The sequence below is a fragment of the Pseudomonas sp. 18-147 genome (assembly GCF_051048045.1).
In the GTDB taxonomy this organism is placed as follows: domain Bacteria; phylum Pseudomonadota; class Gammaproteobacteria; order Pseudomonadales; family Pseudomonadaceae; genus Pseudomonas; species Pseudomonas aeruginosa.
The window spans coordinates 2,192,657-2,213,403 of record NZ_CP182296.1; the positions used below are offsets into that span (position 1 = coordinate 2,192,657).

Annotated in this window: 12 protein-coding genes; 11 read left to right on the forward strand and 1 reads right to left on the reverse strand. The window is 67.8% G+C overall.

What is annotated here, in order from left to right:
* Nucleotides 1-10: 10 nt before the first annotated feature.
* The gene (locus tag ACM0M4_RS10605) at nucleotides 11-991 is read right to left on the reverse strand and encodes an AAA family ATPase (RefSeq protein ID WP_003091294.1); all 981 of its coding nucleotides are present in this window, start codon (nucleotides 989-991) and stop codon (nucleotides 11-13) included.
* Between the two features lie 339 nt (nucleotides 992-1,330).
* Between ACM0M4_RS10605 and ACM0M4_RS10610 the strand changes: the two genes are divergently transcribed.
* The 11 genes from ACM0M4_RS10610 (at nucleotide 1,331) to pelF (ending at nucleotide 20,747) form a co-directional block, all read left to right on the forward strand.
* Nucleotides 1,331-2,101: a hypothetical protein gene (locus tag ACM0M4_RS10610; protein WP_003091293.1), complete on the forward strand. Its 771-nt coding sequence runs from the start codon at nucleotides 1,331-1,333 to the stop codon at nucleotides 2,099-2,101.
* A gap of 273 nt (nucleotides 2,102-2,374) precedes the next feature.
* Nucleotides 2,375-7,237: an NAD-glutamate dehydrogenase GdhB gene (gdhB, locus tag ACM0M4_RS10615; protein WP_023096546.1), complete on the forward strand. Its 4,863-nt coding sequence runs from the start codon at nucleotides 2,375-2,377 to the stop codon at nucleotides 7,235-7,237.
* Between the two features lie 147 nt (nucleotides 7,238-7,384).
* Nucleotides 7,385-7,828 (forward strand): MarR family winged helix-turn-helix transcriptional regulator, encoded by a 444-nt coding sequence (locus ACM0M4_RS10620; RefSeq protein ID WP_003109601.1) that lies wholly within the window; start codon nucleotides 7,385-7,387, stop codon nucleotides 7,826-7,828.
* A gap of 42 nt (nucleotides 7,829-7,870) precedes the next feature.
* Nucleotides 7,871-8,443 carry an isochorismatase family cysteine hydrolase gene (locus ACM0M4_RS10625; protein WP_003103486.1) on the forward strand — a complete coding sequence of 191 codons (573 nt, stop codon included), beginning with the start codon at nucleotides 7,871-7,873 and terminating at the stop codon, nucleotides 8,441-8,443.
* Between the two features lie 12 nt (nucleotides 8,444-8,455).
* Nucleotides 8,456-9,442 (forward strand): FUSC family protein, encoded by a 987-nt coding sequence (locus ACM0M4_RS10630; protein ID WP_054375742.1) that lies wholly within the window; start codon nucleotides 8,456-8,458, stop codon nucleotides 9,440-9,442.
* A 481-nt stretch (nucleotides 9,443-9,923) separates the two neighbouring features.
* The gene (locus ACM0M4_RS10635) at nucleotides 9,924-12,770 is read left to right on the forward strand and encodes a bifunctional glycoside hydrolase 114/ polysaccharide deacetylase family protein (protein WP_023128214.1); all 2,847 of its coding nucleotides are present in this window, start codon (nucleotides 9,924-9,926) and stop codon (nucleotides 12,768-12,770) included.
* Entirely contained in the window at nucleotides 12,748-16,329 is a 3,582-nt protein-coding gene (locus tag ACM0M4_RS10640; protein ID WP_049308505.1) for a tetratricopeptide repeat protein, read from the forward strand. Before ACM0M4_RS10635 ends, ACM0M4_RS10640 begins: the two co-directional genes overlap by 23 nt.
* A gap of 39 nt (nucleotides 16,330-16,368) precedes the next feature.
* The gene (locus ACM0M4_RS10645; RefSeq protein WP_003091288.1) at nucleotides 16,369-16,887 is read left to right on the forward strand and encodes a pellicle/biofilm biosynthesis outer membrane protein PelC; all 519 of its coding nucleotides are present in this window, start codon (nucleotides 16,369-16,371) and stop codon (nucleotides 16,885-16,887) included.
* A 5-nt stretch (nucleotides 16,888-16,892) separates the two neighbouring features.
* Nucleotides 16,893-18,260 carry a PelD GGDEF domain-containing protein gene (locus ACM0M4_RS10650; protein WP_049308506.1) on the forward strand — a complete coding sequence of 456 codons (1,368 nt, stop codon included), beginning with the start codon at nucleotides 16,893-16,895 and terminating at the stop codon, nucleotides 18,258-18,260.
* Nucleotides 18,238-19,227 carry a tetratricopeptide repeat protein gene (locus tag ACM0M4_RS10655; RefSeq protein ID WP_003116464.1) on the forward strand — a complete coding sequence of 330 codons (990 nt, stop codon included), beginning with the start codon at nucleotides 18,238-18,240 and terminating at the stop codon, nucleotides 19,225-19,227. The genes ACM0M4_RS10650 and ACM0M4_RS10655 overlap by 23 nt, the downstream gene beginning before the upstream one ends.
* Nucleotides 19,224-20,747, forward strand: coding sequence for a GT4 family glycosyltransferase PelF (gene pelF / locus ACM0M4_RS10660; protein ID WP_003452524.1), 1,524 nt, complete (start codon nucleotides 19,224-19,226; stop codon nucleotides 20,745-20,747). Before ACM0M4_RS10655 ends, pelF begins: the two co-directional genes overlap by 4 nt.

Consider the following 20,747-nt stretch of genomic DNA (forward strand, 5'->3'; position numbering starts at 1 on the left):
GGCGGCGGCCTCAGGCCACGGCGACCACGTCGAGGATGCGCTGCACGACCCGGTCCTGGTCGATGCCGGCGGCTTCCGCCTCGAAGGTCAGGATCAGGCGATGGCGCAGCACGTCGAACAGCACCGCCTGGATGTCCTCGGGGCTGACGAAGTCGCGTCCGCCCAGCCAGGCGTGGGCGCGCGCGCAGCGGTCGAGGGCGATGGAGCCGCGCGGGCTGGCGCCGTAGGAGATCCATTCGGCGAGTTCCGCGTCGTGCTTGGCCGGGGTGCGGGTGGCCATGATCAGTTGCACCAGGTATTCCTCCACCGCGTCGGCCATGTACAGGCCGAGGATTTCCTGGCGCGCGGCGAAGATGGTTTCCTGGGTCACCCGGCGCTCCGGCCGGGCCTCGCCGTTCAGTGCCTCGCCACGCGCCTGCTGGAGGATGCGGCGTTCCACCGAGGCCTCCGGGTAGCCGATCTTGACGTGCATGAGGAAGCGGTCGAGCTGGGCTTCCGGCAACGGGTAGGTACCTTCCTGCTCGATCGGGTTCTGTGTCGCCATCACCAGGAACAGCTGTGGCAGGTCGTAGGTGCTGCGGCCGACCGAAACCTGGCGCTCGGCCATGGCTTCGAGCAGCGCCGACTGCACCTTGGCCGGGGCGCGGTTGATCTCGTCGGCCAGCACCAGGTGATGGAAGATCGGGCCTTGCTGGAACACGAAGGTGCCGGTCTCCGGACGGTAGATCTCGGTGCCGGTGATGTCGGCGGGGAGCAGGTCGGGAGTGAACTGGATACGGTGGAACTCGGCTTCGAGGCCTTCGGCGAGGTCCTTGATGGCCTTGGTCTTGGCCAGTCCCGGCGCGCCTTCCACCAGCAGGTGGCCGTCGGCTAGCAGCGCGATCAGCAGGCGGTCGACGAGTTTTTCCTGGCCGAGGATCTGGCTCGACAGGTAGCCCTTCAGTCCCTGCAGGGCGCTCTTGTGCTGCGTGCTTTCTGGCTCGTTGCTCATTGTCTGGACTACCGGTTCCAAGGCCTGCTGGGGTGTCGCTCGGTGGCGCACGGCGAGGCCGGCGCGCGCGGGCGGGGAGAAGGCTCCGCTCTGCGGCGGATGACGCCCCCCGATCCCGCACATGTTAGCGCACGGCGACTGCCTAGCGTACTCTCCGACGCTCGTGCCGCGCCTATTCGTGAACCCGCGCGGGTATGCCGGTGAAAAGCCTCCGCCTCTCGCCGTGACCTGCCTCGCGAAGCGCGGCGGATCGACGCGCCCGGGGAACTTCGCCGGCGCAGGCGGGTCGGTTTCCGCGATGCGAACAGCGAATGGACAGAGCGTTTGTCAGGAGCGACATTGCCGGGGCTTGCCCGGCGCAAGGGGGAGGGCCGCGCCCGGCGTGGGTGGCGGCGCTGGGTCGGTGGGCTGCTGTTGCTGCTCGGCGCGCTCGCCAGCGGATGTTCGAACGCGCCGCGCAACGCCGCCGGCGAGGACACCAGCCAGGGTTCGATGCGCGCTGGCGAATTCCTCCAGACCGATGCCGATCGCATGGCCACCCTGGCCATGCGCGACAACCTGCAAAGCCTCTACCAGTTGCTCTGGAAGCTGTACAAGCGCAATCCCGCCGAATGGAAGAAGACCGGCCTGCCGAGCCAGGCCGACGCCGAGCTGGCGATCCGCCGGGCCATCGAGCAGAACCGCGAACTCAGCGACCTGGGCGGCCGCCGCGACATCGCCGCACTGTCCTACTCCCTCGATCCGGCGTTCAAGGGCGACCGCGTCGGTGCCTTCATATACTCCCTGGCCAGCATGCTGATCACCGCCCATGGCGGGCGCACCGAGTTCTACGTCTACCAGGGGATCGACGCGCAGTACGTCTACAACGCCGCGCGCAACGTCGAGGTCGCCACCTGGATGCTGGCTACCCGCAAGGACGACAAGGGTGCCCCGTTGCTGCTTTCCAACGCCCTCACCGACGACGCCAGCAACCTCAGCTACGCCCGCGAGTTCGCCAAGATCGTCGCGCGCCTGGACCTGCTCGCCGAGGTGCTCGGCGAACGCTACCGGCGGATCAGCGTGAACTACGCCCAGGGACTGCTGTTCATGCATTTCCTGCCGGTGCAGTGAGCCGATGCTCCCGGGGTGAACGAATATGTCGCAGCACGGTAAGTGTTTTGCCTTGCCGGCTCGTTAAGCTCTGTCGGATATGACCGGCGGGTCGCTCGCCGAAAAAGGGCGGTTCCCGGTCAGCCTTTGCTGTGCGCCTGCCTGCCTGGATTAATGCTCAGCTTCTGCTGAACTTCATGGACGCAGCGAGGGTCGGTCCGAAGGTGCGTTGCTCGCGACCTTTCCCGCGAACCGCTCGCCTCCATGAAATAACAAGCCAAGCGGAGTACAACCATGGCGTTCTTCACCGCGGCCAGCAAAGCCGATTTCCAGCATCAACTGCAGACGGCACTGGCGCAGCACCTCGGCGACAAGGCGTTACCACAAGTCACGCTGTTCGCCGAACAGTTCTTCAGCCTGATCTCCCTCGATGAACTGACCCAGCGTCGGCTTTCCGACCTGGTCGGTTGCACCCTTTCCGCCTGGCGCCTGCTAGAGCGCTTCGACCGCGACCAGCCCGAAGTCCGCGTATACAACCCCGACTACGAGAAGCACGGCTGGCAATCCACCCACACCGCGGTGGAAGTGCTGCACCCGGACCTGCCGTTCCTGGTCGACTCGGTGCGCATGGAACTGAACCGCCGCGGCTACAGCATCCATACCCTGCAGACCAACGTCCTCAGCGTGCGCCGCTCGGCCAAGGGCGAGCTGAAGGAAATCCTGCCCAAGGGTAGCCAGGGCAAGGACGTCAGCCAGGAATCGCTGATGTACCTGGAGATCGACCGCTGTGCCCACGCCGGCGAACTGCGGGCGCTGGAGAAGGCCCTCCTGGAGGTGCTCGGCGAAGTGCGCGTGACCGTCGCCGACTTCGAGCCGATGAAGGCCAAGGCCCTCGAGCTGCTGGCCTGGCTCGGCAAGGCCAAGCTGAAGGTGCCGGCGGAGGAGCTGAAGGAAGTGCGCAGCTATCTCGAATGGCTGCTGGACAACCACTTCACCTTCCTCGGCTACGAGGAATTCAGCGTCGCCGACGAGGCCGACGGCGGGCGCATGGTCTACGACGAGAAATCCTTCCTCGGCCTGACCCGTCTGCTGCGCGCCGGCCTGAGCAAGGATGACCTGCACATCGAGGACTATGCCGTCGCCTACCTGCGCGAACCGGTCCTGCTGTCCTTCGCCAAGGCTGCCCATCCGAGCCGTGTGCACCGCCCGGCCTACCCGGACTACGTGTCGATCCGCGAGCTGGACGGCAAGGGCCGGGTGATCCGCGAGTGCCGCTTCATGGGCCTGTTCACCTCCTCGGTGTACAACGAGAGCGTCAACGACATCCCCTTCATCCGCGGCAAGGTCGCCGAAGTGATGCGGCGCTCCGGTTTCGACACCAAGGCCCACCTCGGCAAGGAACTGGCCCAGGTGCTGGAAGTACTGCCGCGCGACGACCTGTTCCAGACCCCGGTGGACGAGCTGTTCAGCACCGCCCTGGCGATCGTCCGCATCCAGGAGCGCAACAAGATCCGCGTGTTCCTGCGCAAGGACCCCTACGGTCGCTTCTGCTACTGCCTGGCCTACGTGCCGCGCGACGTGTATTCCACCGAGACGCGCCTGAAGATCCAGCAGGTCCTGATGGAGCGCCTGCAGGCCAGCGACTGCGAGTTCTGGACCTTCTTCTCCGAGTCGGTGCTGGCCCGCGTGCAGTTCATCCTCCGCGTCGACCCGAAGTCGCGCATCGACATCGACCCGGCGCGCCTGGAGGAAGAAGTGATCCAGGCCTGCCGTTCCTGGCAGGACGACTACAGCAGCCTGGTGGTGGAAAACCTCGGCGAGGCCAAGGGCACCAACGTCCTGGCCGACTTCCCGAAAGGCTTCCCGGCCGGCTACCGCGAGCGCTTCGCCCCGCACTTCGCGGTGGTCGACCTGCAGCACCTGCTCAGCCTCTCCGAGCAGCGCCCGCTGGTGATGAGCTTCTACCAGCCGCTGGCGCAGGGCGAGCAGCAACTGCACTGCAAGCTGTACCACGCCGACACCCCGCTGGCCCTGTCCGACGTCCTGCCGATCCTGGAGAACCTCGGCCTGCGCGTGCTCGGCGAATTCCCCTACCGCCTGCGCCACCAGAACGGCCGTGAATACTGGATCCACGACTTCGCCTTCACCTACGCCGAAGGGCTGGACGTGGACATCCAGCAGCTCAACGAGATCCTCCAGGACGCCTTCGTCCACATCGTCAGCGGCGACGCCGAGAACGACGCCTTCAACCGCCTGGTGCTGACCGCCAACCTGCCGTGGCGCGACGTCGCCCTGCTGCGTGCCTACGCGCGTTACCTGAAGCAGATCCGCCTGGGCTTCGACCTCGGCTACATCGCCAGTGCGCTGAATGCCCACACCGACATCGCCCGCGAGCTGGTGCGGCTGTTCAAGACCCGCTTCTACCTGGCGCGCAAACTCACCGCGGAAGACCTGGAAGACAAGCAACAGAAGCTGGAGCAGGCGATCCTCGGTGCCCTCGACGAAGTCCAGGTGCTCAACGAGGACCGCATCCTGCGGCGCTACCTCGACCTGATCAAGGCGACCCTGCGGACCAACTTCTACCAGCCCGACGGCAACGGCCAGAACAAGAGCTACTTCAGCTTCAAGTTCAACCCGAAGGCCATTCCGGAGCTGCCCAGGCCGGTGCCCAAGTACGAGATCTTCGTCTACTCGCCGCGCGTCGAGGGCGTGCACCTGCGCGGCGGCAAGGTGGCTCGCGGCGGCTTGCGCTGGTCGGACCGCGAGGAAGACTTCCGCACCGAGGTGCTCGGCCTGGTCAAGGCCCAGCAGGTGAAGAACGCGGTGATCGTGCCGGTCGGCGCCAAGGGCGGCTTCGTCCCGCGCCGCCTGCCGCTTGGCGGTAGCCGCGACGAGATCCAGGCCGAGGCGATCGCCTGCTACCGGATCTTCATTTCCGGCCTGCTCGATATCACCGACAACCTCAAGGAAGGCGAAGTGGTGCCGCCGGCCAACGTGGTCCGCCACGACGAGGACGATCCCTACCTGGTGGTCGCCGCGGACAAGGGCACGGCGACCTTCTCCGACATCGCCAACGGCATCGCCGCCGAGTACGGCTTCTGGCTCGGCGACGCCTTCGCCTCGGGCGGCTCCGCCGGCTACGACCACAAGGGCATGGGGATTACCGCCAAGGGCGCCTGGGTCAGCGTGCAACGGCACTTCCGCGAACGCGGTATCGACGTGCAGAAGGACAACATCAGCGTCATCGGCATCGGCGACATGGCCGGCGACGTGTTCGGCAACGGCCTGCTGATGTCGGACAAGCTGCAACTGGTGGCCGCCTTCAACCACATGCATATCTTCATCGACCCGAACCCGGACGCCGCCAGCAGCTTCGTCGAGCGCCAGCGCCTGTTCAACCTGCCGCGTTCGAGCTGGGCCGACTACGACGCCAAGCTGATCTCCGCCGGCGGCGGGATCTTCCTGCGCAGCGCCAAGAGCATCGCCATCACCCCGGAAATGAAGGCGCGCTTCGACATCCAGGCCGACAGGCTGGCGCCCACCGAGCTGATCCATGCGCTGCTCAAGGCGCCGGTCGACCTGCTCTGGAACGGCGGGATCGGCACTTACGTGAAGTCGAGCAAGGAAACCCACGCCGATGTCGGCGACAAGGCCAACGATGGTCTGCGCGTCGACGGCCGCGAGCTGCGCGCGAAGGTGGTGGGCGAGGGCGGCAACCTGGGCATGACCCAACTGGCGCGGGTCGAGTTCGGCCTGCACGGCGGTGCCAACAACACCGACTTCATCGACAACGCCGGTGGCGTGGACTGCTCCGACCATGAGGTCAACATCAAGATCCTGCTCAACGAAGTGGTGCAGGCCGGCGACATGACCGAGAAGCAGCGCAACGCGCTGCTGGTGAAGATGACCGACGCGGTCGGCGCCCTGGTGCTGGGCAACAACTACAAGCAGACCCAGGCGCTGTCCCTGGCGCAACGTCGCGCCCGCGAGCGGATCGCCGAGTACAAGCGGCTGATGGGCGACCTCGAGGCGCGTGGCAAGCTCGATCGCGCCCTGGAGTTCCTGCCTTCCGACGAGGAGCTGGCGGAACGCATCAGTGCCGGCCAGGGGCTGACCCGCGCCGAGCTGTCGGTGCTGATCTCCTACAGCAAGATCGACCTCAAGGAATCGCTGCTGAAATCGCTGGTGCCGGACGATGACTACCTGACCCGCGACATGGAGACCGCCTTCCCGGCATTGCTGGCGGAGAAGTTCGGCGACGCCATGCGCCGCCATCGCCTGAAGCGCGAGATCGTCAGCACGCAGATCGCCAACGACCTGGTCAACCACATGGGCATCACCTTCGTGCAGCGCCTGAAGGAGTCCACCGGCATGAGCGCGGCCAACGTCGCCGGGGCCTACGTGATCGTCCGCGACGTATTCCACCTGCCGCACTGGTTCCGCCAGATCGAGAATCTCGACTACCAGGTGCCCGCTGATATCCAGCTGACCCTGATGGACGAACTGATGCGCCTCGGCCGCCGCGCCACCCGCTGGTTCCTCCGCAGCCGCCGCAACGAGCTGGACGCGGCGCGCGACGTGGCCCACTTCGGCCCGCGCATCGCCGCCCTCGGCCTGAAGCTCAACGAGCTGCTCGAAGGGCCGACCCGCGAGCTGTGGCAGGCGCGCTACCAGACCTACGTCGACGCCGGCGTGCCGGAACTGCTGGCACGCATGGTGGCCGGTACCAGCCACTTGTACACGCTGCTGCCGATCATCGAGGCGTCCGACGTGACCGGCCAGGACACCGCGGAAGTGGCCAAGGCCTATTTCGCCGTGGGCAGCGCGCTGGACCTGACCTGGTACCTGCAACAGATCACCAACCTGCCGGTGGAGAACAACTGGCAGGCGCTGGCCCGCGAGGCGTTCCGCGACGACCTCGACTGGCAGCAGCGGGCGATCACCGTCTCGGTGTTGCAGATGCAGGACGGACCGAAGGAGGTCGAGGCTCGCGTCGGCCTGTGGCTGGAACAGCACCTGCCGCTGGTCGAGCGCTGGCGGGCGATGCTGGTCGAACTGCGTGCCGCGTCGGGTACCGACTACGCCATGTACGCCGTGGCCAACCGCGAGCTGATGGACCTGGCGCAGAGCAGCCAGCACGGTGTCTGCATCCCCTGATGCGACCGGACTGACGGCAAGCAAGAGCCCCGCCCTAGTGCGGGGCTCTTTCATTTCAGCTGTCGTGCCGTCGGTCGGGTCCCATGGCGGGCGGCGTTGGATGTGTTATTTTGCTATTAAAATATAGCTATGATTATGTAGATAAATATGCCCACCAACCAGGATCTCCAACTGGCAGCGCATCTGCGCAGCCAGGTCACCACCCTGACCCGCCGCCTGCGTCGCGAGGCGCAGGCCGATCCGGTGCAATTCTCGCAACTGGTCGTGCTTGGCGCGATCGACCGCCTTGGCGGCGACGTCACACCTTCCGAGCTGGCCGCCGCCGAGCGGATGCGCTCGTCGAATCTGGCCGCGCTGCTGCGCGAACTGGAACGCGGAGGGCTGATCGTCCGTCACGCCGATCCGCAAGATGGGCGCAGAACCCGCGTGTCGCTGAGCTCGGAGGGCCGGCGAAATCTCTACGGCAACCGCGCCAAGCGCGAAGAATGGCTGGTGCGTGCCATGCACGCCTGTCTCGACGAGAGCGAGCGCGCCCTGCTGGCGGCGGCCGGTCCGTTGCTGACACGCCTGGCGCAATTCGAGGAGCCCTGAATCCAGGGCTTTGGGTTCCGGCAGATGGAAGAGGAGTTCCCGATGAACACAGCACTGATCGGTCTCGACTACATCGTCGATATCATGCATCCCGACGGTAGGATTGCCCGCTGTGCAGAACAGGCCGCCTTGCGTGGCGTGGTCGCGCGTTTCAACCGCGCTCTCGCCGTCGCCGAGCAGCGTGGCTGGCTGCGGATCGCGGTGAGGGTGGGCTTCGAGCCCGGCTATCCGGACCTGCCGGAACATTCGCCGATCTTCGCTGCCGCGCAGGCACTCGGCGCTCTCGACCTCTGCGGGCGCGGTTGCGCATTTCATCCTGACCTGAAGCGGGATGCCGTGCAGATGGAAGTGCTCAAGCCGCGCATCAGCGCCTTCTATGCCACGCGCCTGGAGGCCGTGTTGCGGGCGAGGCGGATCGAGCGCCTGGTGCTCGCCGGTGTCAGTACGACCTGGGCTGTGCAGGCCGCCGCGCGCGATGCGCACGATCGCGACTACCAAGTGCTGGTGTTGGAGGAGGCCTGCGCGGCGGCCAGCGACGAGGAGCACCGGCGCTCCATCGAGGTCCTGGGCGGCATCGCGCGGATCGTCACGCTCGACCAGTTGGCAGCGCTCTAGGCGGCGCGTCGTGTGTGCGCCTCGCTGACACGCCTGTTCGACGGCCGCGCCATGGGGCGCGCGCTCGCCGTGTCGCTGCCGCTGTTCGTGCTCTACAGCGCCAGCGGCGATGCCAACTGGCTGCTGGCGAATATCGCGACGATCTCCGTGGCGGTCGTCGTCGAGCGGGTCGGTAGCGCACCGCTCGCGGCGCTCGGCCAGGGGGTGGCGATCATCCTCGGCTTTCTCGGCCTGTCGTTCGCGCTCGCCTGGGGAGCGGCGTTTGCCATCGCTTGCGCAGCGCTCGCCGCTGCTGCTGTCGCGCTATCCGGCCTGGATACGCGCTTGCGCACGCTGGGCAATTTCGTCTTTATTCCTGTGCTCTATCTGGCCTGCGAGGTTGCCGCGACGCACCGCGCTGCGCTGTCCCTGGTGCCGTATCTCGTCGTCGCGACGCTACCATCGGTGGCGCTCGCCGGTGTCGATACCTTGCGCCACGCAGCGCTCGCACGCCGTTACGGCACCCTGCTGCGCTGGCGTGGGGCGCACTTGACGGGCCACGCGGCCGCGCATGACGAGCTGCTCCAGGCTGTGTTGGCGGTCACACTCGCCGTAGCCTGCAGCGCGACCTTGGTGGCGTGGCGGCACATCGAATACGGCCAGTGGGCGATCTGGTCGTCCGCCAGCGTGGTTACCGGCAATGCCTCCAGCGCGCACCTGAAGCTGCGCGATCGCGGGCTTGGCGCGCTGCTCGGCGTACCGCTCGGCCTCGTGGTAGGGGCCGCTCTACCACATGTTCTATTGGTCCACACCTTGGCGACTCTTGCCTCGGTCCTCACCCTCGTCGGATTCCGTCACTACGCGACAGGTTTTGCCGCGCGTTGCGCGTGCATCGCCTGCGCCTCCTGGGCGATTCAGCAGTCGCCCCTGGTCGCCTCGCTGCGGGTCGCCGAAGTACTGGCGGGTGGGGCGATAGGCGTCGCCTCGGTGTGGCTGGTGCGGTTCCTCGCACGCAACTGAAGGCGGTGCGACCGCACGCGCGTGCGCCAAATGCCCGGCGCCTTTCGTTGGCCGGAAAAGACAACCTGTTTCACGGATTTAATAAATATTTAGTTATTAGCGAACGGCGTCTACCGAACCGATGGGTCTAGACGAAGTGACTTCCGGGGGCTTCCGGAGGGCCGTCGACTTTCCTGATGAAGTGCGTGAAACCTGGGCTTTCCACTTTGCCACACCGGTGTCTCGGAAAGCGCGGAGTTGACCTGCAAAGCGTCACGGGCAGGCAAAAGGACACCATGGCGTCATGTATGTGCCTAAAAATTGACAGTTTCCGCTTAAAAATTTAGCAATTAGCATATTTAGTCATTAGATTGACGTTAATCGCCTGCGGCTGCTTTGGCTGTGCCCGCACTGTCAGGGATTCGACGTTGCCACCGGAAACCGCATCCATGCTTCCGACCTGCCGCTTCGGTCGGTATCGACCCTGCCGCGTAGGCTGGGCATGCGGTTCAGCAAGAAAGGAATCGCCGTGCTGCGTCTGCCGTCCCGCCGTAACACCCTTCGACCCATCGAGCGCCCGCTCGCCTGGCTTGCCGGCCTGGCGCTGGCGCTTTGTGCCGGCACTGCCGCAGGGGCTGCCGGCGGGCCGTCCAGCGTGGCGTTCTGGTACGCCGAGCGGCCGCCGCTGGCCGAGCTTTCCCAGTTCGACTGGGTGGTGCTCGAAGCGGCGCACCTCAAGCCGGCCGATGTCGGGTATCTGAAAGAGCAGGGCAGCACGCCCTTCGCCTATCTGTCGGTCGGCGAGTTCGACGGCGACGCCGCCGCCATCGCCGACAGCGGCCTGGCCCGGGGCAAGAGCGCGGTCCGCAACCAAGCCTGGAACAGCCAGGTAATGGACCTCGCCGCGCCGAGCTGGCGGGCGTACCTGCTCAAGCGCGCCGCGGAGCTGCGCAAACAGGGCTACGCCGGCCTGTTCCTCGATACCCTGGACAGCTTCCAGCTACAGGCCGAGGAGCGCCGCGAGGGCCAGCGCCGGGCGCTGGCCAGTTTCCTCGCCCAGCTGCATCGCCAGGAGCCGGGCCTCAAGCTGTTTTTCAATCGCGGTTTCGAAGTGCTGCCGGAGTTGCCCGGCGTCGCGTCGGCGGTGGCCGTGGAGTCGATCCATGCCGGTTGGGACGCCGCTGCCGGGCAATACCGCGAGGTGCCCCAGGACGATCGCGATTGGCTGAAGGGCCACCTGGATGCCCTGCGCGCCCAGGGCATGCCCATCGTCGCCATCGACTACCTGCCGCCGGAGCGGCGTGACGAGGCGCGCACGCTCGCTGCGCGCCTGCGTAGCGAAGGCTACGTGCCGTTCGTCAGCACCCCGGCGCTGGACTACCTGGGGGTGAGCGACGTCGAGGTGCAACCGCGGCGCATCGCGCTGCTCTACGATCCGCGCGAGGGCGACCTGACCCTGAGCCCCGGTCACGTCTACCTCGGCGGCCTGCTCGAATACCTCGGTTATCGGGTCGACTACCTGCCCACCGACCAGCCGCTGCCCGAACGTCCGCTGAGCGGTCTCTACGCCGGGGTAGTCACCTGGATGACCAGTGGTCCGCCGCTGGCCAGCGACGCCTTCGACAACTGGATCGCTGCACGTCTCGACGAAAAGGTGCCGGTGGCGTTCCTCGCCGGCCTGCCTACCGAGAACGACGGCCTGTTGCAGCGCCTGGGTATTCGCCGACTGTCGCAGAAACTCAAGGTCAAGCCGAGCACCGAGACCCACGACCAGGCGCTGCTTGGTTCCTTCGAAGCGCCGCTGGTGATCCGGATCCGCGACCTGCCGGCGCTCACCGTACTCGATCCGGCGCGGGTGACCCCGGCGCTCAAGCTCAAGGGCGACGGCAAGGAGTACGTGCCGGTGGCGACCGCCGACTGGGGGGGCTTCGCCCTGGCGCCCTATGTGCTGGAGGAGGGTAGCGAGCACCGGCGCTGGATCCTCGATCCGTTCGCCTTCCTGCGCAAGGCCTTGCGTCTTGTGCCGCTGCCGAGTCCCGACGCGACCACCGAGAATGGCCGGCGCATCGCCACCGTGCACATCGATGGCGACGGCTTCGTCTCCCGTGCCGAGGTGCCCGGCAGTCCCTATGCCGGCCAGCAGGTGCTGGAGGACTTCATCAAGCCCTATCCGTTCCTCACCTCGGTCTCGGTGATCGAAGGCGAGGTCGGGCCGAAGGGCATGTACCCGCACCTGGCCAGGGAACTGGAGCCGATCGCCCGGCGCATCTTCGCCGACGACAAGGTCGAGGTCGCCAGCCATACCTTCAGCCATCCGTTCTTCTGGCAGCCGCAACTGGCCGAGCAGGGCGAGAACTTCGAGGCCCAGTATGGCTACAAGATGGCTATCCCGGGCTACGACAAGGTCGACTTCGTACGCGAGGTGATCGGCGCCCGCGACTACATCGAGCAGCGCCTGACCACCCCGCGGAAGCCGGTCAAGATGATCTTCTGGTCCGGCGACGCGCTGCCCGACGCCGCCACCATCAAGCTCGCCTACGACGCCGGGCTGATGAACGTCAACGGCGGCAACACCGCGCTGACCCGGGCCTTTCCCTCGCTGACCGGACTCTACCCGCTGATCCGGCCCACCCGCGGCGGCGTGCAGTACTACGCGCCGATCATCAACGAGAACGTCTACACCAATCTCTGGCAGGGGCCGTACTACGGCTTCCGCGGCGTCATCGATACCTTCGCCCTGACCGACAGCCCGCGCCGCCTGCGCGGCCTGCACCTGTACTACCACTTCTATTCGGGGACCAAGCAGGCCTCGATCCGCACCATGCACCAGATCTACGCGGCGATGCAGGCGGAGCATCCGTTGTCGCTGTGGATGAGCGACTACATCCCGCGCCTGGAAGGCCTGCATCGCGCCAGCCTGGCCAAGCGTGCCGATGGCAGTTGGCAACTGCGTGGCTTCGCCGCCCTGCGCACCCTGCGCCTGGACCCGGCGCTGGGTTGGCCGGACCTCGGCCGCTCCACGGGAGTCGCGGGCGTGCGCGACCTGCCCCAGGGGCGCTATGTGCACCTGAGTGCGGCGAATGCGCGCCTGGTCCTGCGCGACAGCCGCGATCCGCGGCCGGCGCTGGAGGAGGCCAACCTGCCGCTGAAGCACTGGCGCTACCGCGACGATGGCCGCGTCGAGTTCGCCTTCGCCGGGCACCTGCCATTGCGCCTGGTGGTGCGCGCGGCGGGCGATTGCCGGCTGAGTGCGGCCGGCAAGGCCTTCCCGGGAAAGGCCGGCAACGGCCTGTGGACGTTCGAGTTGCCGATGGAGCAGGTGCGCGATGGCCAACTCGTCTGCCGCTGACAAGCATCCCAAGGCGCGCCTGCTGAATCCCTGGGCCCTGCTGCCGGTCGCTCTCGGGGTGGCGCTGGTGCTGTGGCTGACCTTCAACAGCGAAGAGGTATTCATGCCCAGCGGCGATGGCGAGCCCGACGCGGTCTCGGTGAACTACGCCGAACTGCTGTTGCAGGCGCACCCGGAGAACGACGCGCTGCGCCTGACCCTGATCGACCTGCTGGTCAAGCTCGGCGACTTCGAGCAGGCGCGTCATCACCTCGCCCGTCTGCGCGGCAAGGACCGCCTGGCAACGCCGTTCTACGAGGTGGAACTGGACATCCTTGGCGCCCTGGCCAGGCCCGAGGGCATGGATGAGGAGCAGACGCGCCGATTGCTGGAGCGCCTGCGCAAGATCGAGCATGTTTCGTTGAACGACGCCATGCTCGAACGACTTGCCCGTCATGCCCTGGCCCTGGACGCGCCGGACCTGGCGGCGCGGACCTTTGCCGAACTGGCCGGCCGCGACCCGCAGGGCCGGCAGCGCTGGCTGGACGAGGCGGCGCGCTGGTACCTGGCTTCCGGCGAGCCGCTGCCGGCGGCGGACATCCAGCGGCAACTGGCCGAAGCGCAAACCGAGCCGGCGAAGCGCCTGGCCTATCTGCGCCAGGCCTTCGCCAGCCTGCTCGCTGGCGAGCGCGGCGAACAGGCGGCGTTGTTGCTGGACGAGCGGCTGGACGCCTTGCCGGAGGATGAATCGACCCTGGCCTGGCTCGCCGAGGGCGTACGCGCCGCCGAAGGCAGCCAGCGCTACGACCTGGCCGAACGCTTCATCCGGCGCTGGCGCGAATTGCGCCCCGAGGACCATGAGGCGCTGGCCGCCGACCTGCGCCTGAACATGGCCGCCGGGCGGATCGAGCGGGCCTGGGAGGTCGGCCAGGAGCTGCTGGCCCTGCGCCCGGAGGACAGGACGCTGCTGGCCGATCTCGCGCGCCTTGGCGAATGGACCGGCAACGGCCCGCGGGCGCTGGGCCTGTGGAAGCAACTGCTGGCCGGCGCCGATGACCCGGCCCTGCGCGAGCATGCCTGGCGCCTGTCGCTGCAGATGTTCGATTTCGACAGCGCCATCGAGCTGCTGGCGCCCATCGGTGCGCAGCGACAGATGACCGACGAGGAACTCGATGCGCTGGTCTACAGCCATGAAACCCGCGGCACGCCGGAAGAGGGCGAGGCATGGCTGCGCGGCTACGTGCAGCGTTATCCGAAACAGCGCCTGGCCTGGCAGCGCTTGCAACAGATTCTCGAACACACCCAGCAGTTGCAGGAAGAGACCGGGGTCTGGGCGCGGATGGCCCGGCATTTCCCGCTGAGTGTCAAGGAACGTATGCAGTGGGCGGAAACCCACTGGAACCTGTTCGATCCGCGCCAGGCCTGGAAGGTCCTCGCCGGCGTGGATACCCGCACGATCCGCGAGCCGGAGTTCTGGCGCCTGCGCGCGGCGCTGGCCTGGGCCCTGGAGCAGGACGACGATGCCCGCGCCGCCTACGAGCGCATGCTGGCCCTGGACATCCGCCTGAACAGCAGCGACGAGGACCAGTTGATCGCCCTGTACCGGGACAGCAATCCGAAGCAGGCCTTGCAGGTGCTTATCGGCAGTTGGCAGCGCAGCCGCGATCCGCGGCGCCTGGCCAGCGCCCTGCAACTGGCGGAGAACCTCCACGACTGGCCGGCCCTGAAGAGCCTGCTGGCCGAGGCCGAAGGCCTGCCGGAAGCGCAGGGCAGCCCCTATTACTGGGTGGCCAGGGCGCGGCTGGCGGAACAGGAAGGCCATGGCGACGTCGCCGAGCGTCTGTACCGGGAAGCCCTGGTGCGTTTCCCCGGCGAGAACCTGGTGCGCGAACGCCTGCTCTGGTTCTACATCGACCGTGGCCGTCGCGACAGCCTGGCGCCCCTGTTGGCGCAGTGGCATGGCCTGGCGCTGCGGGACAGCACGCTGTGGCTGCCGTTCGCCAGCGCCAGCCTGCTGCTCGAGCGTAACGACCAGGCGCTGGCCTGGTTCCGCCTGTACCTCAAGTCCAATCCCAACGACTGGCTGGTGCAGGCCGCCTACGCCGACGCACTGGATGCCAGCGGCTACCAGGACAAGGCCCTGCGCCTGCGCCGACTACTGCTCCGGCGGCTCGACCGCGAGGCGGTCAGGGCCACCCCGGACAGCTTCGCCGCCTACCTGCGCCTGCTCGCCGTGGCCCAGGGGCCGCTGCTCGCCCAGGGCGAGGCGCGGCGGGCCTGGAATGGCGAGCCGGCGATGCTGCAGCTGTGGTTCGAGCAGTTCCTCGACCAGCTCGCCGCCACCAACCAGGAGCCGCTGAAGGATGACTGGCTGGCCTGGGCGCGCGGCCGGGGCCTGAAGATCGGGCGCAACGAAGAGATCCAGGCCGCCCTGCGCAGCCAGAATCGCGCCGCCCTGCAACGCCTGCTGGAGCGCGGCGAGCTGGATCCGGCGCAGCGGGTCGAGGCGCTGGTGCGTCTCGGCCATGGCGGCGAAGCGCTGGGCGAGGCCCTGGGCGCACTGGGCGACGGCCACTCGCGCGACAACCGCGAGCAGCTGCGGCGGCAGGCGGCGGAAATCCTCGAACGCACTCCCCAGGGCCTGCAACTGGGTTGGAACAAGCGCGACTTCGGCGGTCTCGACTTCAAGGGGCCGACGCTGCGCGCGGCGCGCCACCTCGGCGACGACTGGTACGCCGATCTCGAACTGGGCAGTGGCCGCTATCACGGCGATGCGCTGGATAGCTCGCTCCTCGGTAGCGAACGCAACGCCAGGCTGACGTTGCGGCGCGAACTGGCCGATGGCTTCGCCGCGGCGACGCTCGATGGCAGCTGGCGCGACGACGAGGACCGCCACGGTCTGGGGGTGCTGCGCAATTGGCGGCTGAGCTCGCGCGACGAACTGGAAGCGGGCCTCGACTGGCACCGCGAGACCGACGAGACCGGCCTGATGCGAGCCCTCGGCATGCGCGACAGCCTACGGCTCGGCGGCCGCCACACCCTCAGCGGGCGCGACCAGTTGAGCTGGTCGCTGGCGCACAACCGCTTCTCTACCCGCCAGGGCGACGACCTCGGCAACGGCGAGGCGCTGTCCCTGGAATGGGCCCACACACTGTTCTTCGACGGCCCGGCCTGGCAACTGCGCGGCGGCATCGACTACCAGCGCAATCGCCTGGAGAACCGCGTGCCGGACGACCTGCTGGCGGCCCATGGCGGTGCGCTGGCGCTCGATGGCGCGCGCAGCCAGGACCTGCTGCAGGACCGCTATGGCCAGGTCTACCTCGGCAGCACCTGGCGCCGTGGCTTCCCTGGCGCGCTGAACCGCAGCCGTCCGCAATACACCTGGATCGTCGACACCCTGGCCGGCTGGCAGTGGACAGAGAAGGAGTTCAACTACGGCATCGATCTCGGCATCGGCATGGAGCTGCTGGGCGACGACGAACTGGCGTTCACCTTCGGCTACCAGTCGGCTCCCCAGGGCGGCGGCGGCGATGCCGGCGGCACGCTCGGGGTGACCTACAGCACGCGCTTCGGCCGCTGAACGCGGCCCGGATACGGAATTCAACAGGAGGAACACAACATGCAATCCATCCGCTGCCTGGCTCTCGCGGCCGTCGCCCTGTTCATGGCGGGCTGCTCCAGCTTCACCAGCGAAAGCGCTACGCCGCTGGCGCGCGGCGCGCAGTGGGGCCTGGTGCCGCTGCTCAATTACTCCCAGGCGCCGCAGGCCGGCGAGCGTGCCGAGCAGATCCTGCTCAGCGTGCTGGCCGAGGAGGGCGTGCGGCCGCGCCTGTACCCGGCGCAGCCGCAAGGCGACCTGCAACTGGTCGACGACCGCGAGCGCCAGCAGCGCGCGCTGGACTGGGCACGCCAGCAGAAGCTGGCCTACGTGGTCACCGGCAGCGTCGAGGAGTGGCAGTACAAGAACGGCCTCGACGGCGAGCCGGCGGTGGGCGTCAGCCTGCAGGTGCTGGAGCCGGCCTCCGGGCGGGTGCTCTGGAGCACCAGCGGGGCGCGCGCCGGCTGGTCCCGGGAAAGCCTGGCGGGCGCCGCGCAGAAAGTCCTGCGCGAGCTGGTCGGCGACCTGCGGCTCGAGTGACGGCGATGTCCGCGCACAAGGATTTCGCCCTCGCACCGCGCGCCAGCGGCAGCGTCTCCTGGGTCGAGACTCTGGTCATCAGCGCACTCGCGCTGGGCCTGGGCTGGTGGTTCAGCCCGGACGACCCGCTGCAGGTCAACGCCACCTTTCCCTGGGTGATCCTCGCGCCCCTGTTGCTGGGCATGCGCTACGGCTTCGTCCGCGGGTTGGCCAGCGCGGCGCTGCTGGTGGCGGCGCTGTTCGCGTTTCGCGTCCAGGGCGTCGAGGCCTATGCCCAGGTACCGGCGGCCTTCATCGTCGGCGTGCTGCTCTGCGCCATGTTGGTGGGCGAGTTCCGCGACATCTGGGAACGCCGCCTGGAGCGCCTGGAGCTGGCGAACGAGTACCGTCAGTTGCGCCTCGACGAATTCACCCGCGCCCATCACATCCTGCGCATCTCCCACGATCGCCTGGAACAGCGGGTCGCCGGCAACGACCAGAGCCTGCGCAGTTCGCTGCTCGGTCTGCGACAACTGCTGCGCGAGCTGCCGGGCGATGAGGCACCGCTCGATGCGCTGGCGGAAACCGTGCTGACGCTGCTGGCCCAGTACGGTTCGCTGCGCATCGCCGGACTCTACCGGGTGCGCCACGACCGCACCCCGGAGCCGCAACCCTTGGCGACGCTCGGCGAGATGCCGGCGCTGGACGCCGACGATCTGCTGGTGCGCACCTGCCTGGAGCGCGGCGAACTGGCCAGCGTGCGCCAGGAACTGCTGGAGCGTGGCGAGCAGCGTGCGCACAGCGCGCTGCAGGTGTGCGTGCCGCTGGTCGACACCGATGGGCGGATCCTTGCCCTGCTGGCGGTGGAGCAGATGCCGTTCTTCGTCTTCAACGAACGTACCTTCAGCCTGCTGGCGATCCTCGCCGGGCACATCGCCGACTTGCTGCAGAGCGACCGTCGCGCACTGCAACTGGCCGACATCGACGCCCAGCGCTTCTCCCAGTACCTCAAGCGCTCCCTGCTGGACGCCCGCGACCATGGATTGCCGGCCTGCCTGTATGCCTTCGAGTTGACCGATGCGCGCTACGGCGAAGAGGTCCAGCGTCTGCTGGAAGGCAGCCAGCGTGGCCTCGACGTGCAGTTGCGACTGCGCAACGACGAGGGCCGGCGGGTCCTGCTGGTGTTGTTGCCGCTGACTTCCGCCGAAGGCTCCCAGGGGTATCTGCAGCGCCTGAGGATTCTCTTCGCCGAACGCTTCGGCCAGGCCCGCGAGCTGGAGTCGCTGGGCGTGCGCATCCGCCAGTACGAACTGGACGCCGGCAACGATCGGCAGGCGCTGGGACATTTCCTTTTCAACGAGTGCGGCCTGAATGATCAGCAAGTGGCTGTTTAGCGGCGCCTTCCTGTTCGAGCTGAGCAGTTGGGCGAGCGTCTTCGCCGACCTGCCGTTCGGCCAGGCGCTGGCGCTCTACCTGTTCGCCCACGGCCTGGGCAGCGCGCTGCTGTGCGTCGGCGTATGGCTGCTGCTGCCGCGGCGCTACAAGTTCCCGCTGCCGTGGAGCCCGCTGTTCCTCTTCAGCCTGGCCTTCTTCGTGCCGCTGATCGGAGCGGTCGGCGTCGCTGCGGCGGTATTCCCGGCGCTGTACCTGCCGCGCCAGCGTGGCGAGCAGGCCTGGCAGGCGATGGGCGTCCCCGAGCTGCCGTTCCGGCCGAAGGAAAAGCGCCTCGACATGATGTTCAGCGACGGCGGTCTGCAGGACGTCCTGCGCCATGCGCCGGACCCGAACCAGCGGCTCACGGCGATCTTCGCCACCCGGCGGATGCCCGGCAAGGAGGCGATCCCGATCCTCAAGCTGGCCCTGCGCGACCCCGCCGACGACGTCCGCCTGCTGGCCTACTCGATGCTCGACCAGAAGGAAAGCCGGATCAACCAGCGCATCGAGGCCGCCCTCGGCCGCCTCGCCGGCGCCACGCCGGCGCGACGCGGCGCGCTGCACGGAACCCTGGCGCGCTGGTACTGGGAACTGGCCTACCTGGGGTTGGCCCAGGGCAGCGTGCTGGAGCACATCCTCGAGCAGGCGCGCGAGCATACCGACCAGGCGCTGCGCGGCGCACCCTCGGCCGACCTGCATCTGCTGGCCGGGCGCATCGCCCTCGAACAAGGCCGCCTGGAGGATGCCGGACGCGCCCTCCAGGCCGCCGAGGAGGCGGGAATCGATAGCGCCCAGCTGGCGCCGTTCCGCGCCGAGGTGGCGTTCTTCCAGCGGCGCTACCGGGACATCCCCCGGCTTCTCGCCGGAATGCCCGACGACATGCTGCAACGGCCGCCCTTCGCGGCCCTGGCGAGATACTGGACATGACCGAACACACCGCTCCGACGGCGCCCGTCGCCGATGTCTGCCTGCTGCTGGAGGGCACCTGGCCCTATGTCCGCGGCGGCGTCTCCAGCTGGGTCAACCAGTTGATCCTCGGTCTCCCCGACCTGACCTTCTCGGTGTTCTTCATCGGCGGCCAGAAGGATGCCTACGGCAAGCGCCACTACCCGATCCCGGACAATGTGCTGCACATCGAGGAACACTTCCTGGAAACCGCCTGGAGTTCGCCGAACCCGCAGACGCGACAGGGCAGTAGCGAGACCGAAAAGGCGTTGCGCGATCTGCACCGTTTCTTCCACTACCCGGAGACGCCGGACGTGGAGGAGGGCGACGCGCTGCTCGACCTGCTCGCCGAGGGCCGCATCGGCCGCGAGGACTTTCTCCACAGCAAGGCCAGTTGGGAGGCGATCACCGCAGGCTACGAGCGCTATTGCACCGATCCGTCCTTCGTCAATTACTTCTGGACCCTGCGCTCGATGCAGGCGCCGGTGTTCATGCTCGCCGAGGCGGCCCGGCGGATGCCGCGGGCGCGCATGCTGCACTCGATCTCCACCGGCTACGCCGGCCTGCTGGGCTGCATCCTGCAACGTCGCTGGGGCTGCCGCTACCTGCTCAGCGAGCACGGCATCTACACCAAGGAGCGCAAGATCGACCTGGCCCAGGCCAGTTGGATCGCGGAGAACCCCGACGAGCAGCTGAGTACCGGACTGGATGCCGAGGTCAGCTACATCCGTCGCTTGTGGATCCGCTTCTTCGAGCGTGTCGGCCTGCTCACCTATCGCGCCGCCAATCCGATCGTCGCCCTCTACGAAGGCAACCGCCAGCGCCAGGTACTCGATGGCGCCGAGCCACGGCGCACCCGGGTGATCCCCAACGGCATCGACCTCGATGCCTGGGCCGGCGCCCTCGAACGGCGGCCGCCGGGGATTCCGCCGGTGGTCGGGCTGGTCGGCCGGGTAGTGCCGATCAAGGACGTGAAGACCTTCATCCGCGCCATGCGCGGGGTGGTCAGCGCGATGCCGGAGGCGGAGGGCTGGATCGTCGGTCCGGAGGAGGAAGACCCGGACTATGCCAGCGAATGCCGCAGCCTGGTGGCCAGCCTCGGCCTGCAGGACAAGGTGAAGTTCCTCGGTTTCCGTCGGATCGGCGAGGTCCTGCCGCAACTCGGCCTGATGGTCCTCACCTCGATCAGCGAAGCGCAGCCGCTGGTGATCCTCGAAGCCTGGGCTGCCGGCGCCCCGGTGGTGAGCAGCGACGTCGGCTCCTGCCGCGAACTGATCGAAGGCGCCGACGCCGAAGATCGCGCCCTGGGTCGCGCCGGGGAGGTGGTGGCGATCGCCGACCCGCAGGCCACTTCGCGGGCGATCCTCGCCCTGCTGCGCAATCCGCAGCGCTGGCAGGCGGCCCAGGCGGTCGGCCTGCAACGGGTCGAACGCTACTACACCGAGGCGCTGATGCTCGGACGTTACCGCGGGCTGTACCGCGAAGCCACGGAGATTGCATGA